The following is a 1939-nucleotide window of genomic DNA, read 5'->3' as shown; positions in this document are numbered from 1 at the left end:
TAGCAGCTCGCCTGGGCCTGCCAGCGGCTTCCGGCCGGCACCGGCCGGGCCGGCCCGCCACGCTGACGGGCACAAAACCTTGGGAAGACCTCGGGGACCGCCCCGAACCCCGACCCCTCCTCAGACATCAGCCGCGGATCCCCTCGCCGGGCACCACAAGGGCTACCAGCCTTCCCGGACGGGGCCAAGGTCGTCCGGTAGTGCGCTCCACCCTTGGCCCCGTCCGGGGACGCTGGACGCTCTGGCGACTGCCCGACGAGGTGGAAGCAGTGCAGCCCGTCGTGCGTGGCGACGCAGACCCGGCCCGCATCGTCGACGCGTACGCCGTCGAAGGAGCCGGCGTCGCAGGTGCCGAAGACCTCGCCGGCGCGCAGCGCGCCGCCGTCGGTGACGGTGAACCGGCGCAGGCCCCGTCGACCACGTAGACGCACGACGGCGGCCACGCCCGGGGCCGGAGGCCATGCCGTTGCCCGGGGCAACAGAAGTCGGAGAACCGCCGTCCCGCGTTAACCCGCAGGTCAGGCGCCTGACCGGCGGCTGCGGTTGCGTGGTGACCGCCAAACGCCCGTCCGTCAGGAGGACAACCCGTGACTTTCCGTTCCAGCCGCTGGCTGCTGGCCCCCGTGGTCGCGGGGGCGGTCGCCGCCACCGGCCTGAGCCTGGTCAACCCGATCACCGCGGCCGACGCCGGCCCGGCCAAGGGCAAGGCTCGCAACGTCATCTTCATCAACGGTGACGGTATGGCCGCTGCCCAGCGCGAGGCCGCCCGCCTCTACCTGGCCGGTCTCGACGGCCAGCTCACCATGGACAAGCTGCCCTATTCCGGCCAGCTCACCACCAGCCCGCACGACCCCGCGTCGCCGATCACCGACTCCGCCGCCGCCGCGACCGCCTGGGCCACCGGCGAGAAGACCTACAACGGCGCGATCAGCGTCGACGTGGACGGCAACCCGCTGCCCACCCTCGGCGCCCAGGCAAAAGCCGCCGGCAAGGCGACCGGCCTGGTCACCACCGCCCAGGTCACCGACGCCAGCCCGGCCGCCTTCTTCGCCAACACCGCCAACCGCTCCGCCCAGGACGAGATCGCCCGGCAGTACCTCGAGGTCACCAAGCCGGACGTCATCCTGGGCGGCGGCGAGGACTGGTGGCTGCCGGCCGGCGCCGCCGGGGCCTATCCGGACAAGCCGGCCGAGGACCCGTCCGAGGCCAGCACGGGCACCAAGGGCGACCTGATCACCGAGGCGAAGGCCAAGGGCTACCAGTACGTATCCACCGCCGATCAGCTGCAGGCCGCCAAGGGCGGCAAACTGCTCGGCCTCTTCGCCAACGAGGAGCTGTTCCAGCAGCGCCCCGAGGGCGAGGGCGACGTCTACAACCCGCCGGCCAGCCTGGCCACGATGACCGACAAGGCCCTGTCCACCCTGTCGAAGAACAAGCAGGGTTTCTTCCTCTTCGTCGAGGAGGAGGGCATCGACGAGTTCGCCCACGCGAACAATGGCACCCGAATGCTCCAGGCCCTCGGCGAGCTGGAGAAGGCCGTCGCGGTGGCCCGCAACTACGCGGCCAGCCACCCGGACACCCTGGTCGTGGTGACCGGTGACCACGAGTGCGGCGGCCTGACCGTCGAGGACACCGCCACCTCCGACGAATCGGGCGACGGCATCTCGGCCGAGGATGGCCCCTTCCCGATCAAGGGCAGCAGCCTGAGCTTCAACCTGGACTGGACCACCAGCGGGCACACCGGCGCCGACGTGCCGGTAACCGCGGTCGGTCCGCTGGCCGAGCAGTTCAGCGGCAAGCACCCGAACACCCACGTGCACGACGTGCTCGCCCAGATCCTCACCCGCTGACCCGGCTGGCCGCGCCCTCCCGTCTCGCATCAGGGACGGGAGGGCGCTCCGGCCAGCGCCACCAGACCGTTTCGCGCCCGGCTGACCAC

1 protein-coding gene and 1 pseudogene are annotated in these 1939 nt (G+C 71.8%); one reads left to right on the top strand and one right to left on the bottom strand.

What is annotated here, in order from left to right:
• Positions 1-443, bottom strand: a pseudogene (locus tag ACWD6N_RS37690) (hypothetical protein); the annotation flags it as partial.
• A gap of 144 nt (positions 444-587) precedes the next feature.
• Here ACWD6N_RS37690 and ACWD6N_RS37685 point away from each other — a divergent pair.
• A complete protein-coding gene (locus tag ACWD6N_RS37685) occupies positions 588-1850 on the top strand; it encodes an alkaline phosphatase (protein WP_354966910.1) in 1263 nt (420 codons plus the stop codon).
• Positions 1851-1939 lie beyond the last annotated feature (89 nt).

The organism is Micromonospora sp. NPDC005163, assembly GCF_053599835.1.
This window is presented reverse-complemented; position numbering and strand designations above follow the sequence as displayed.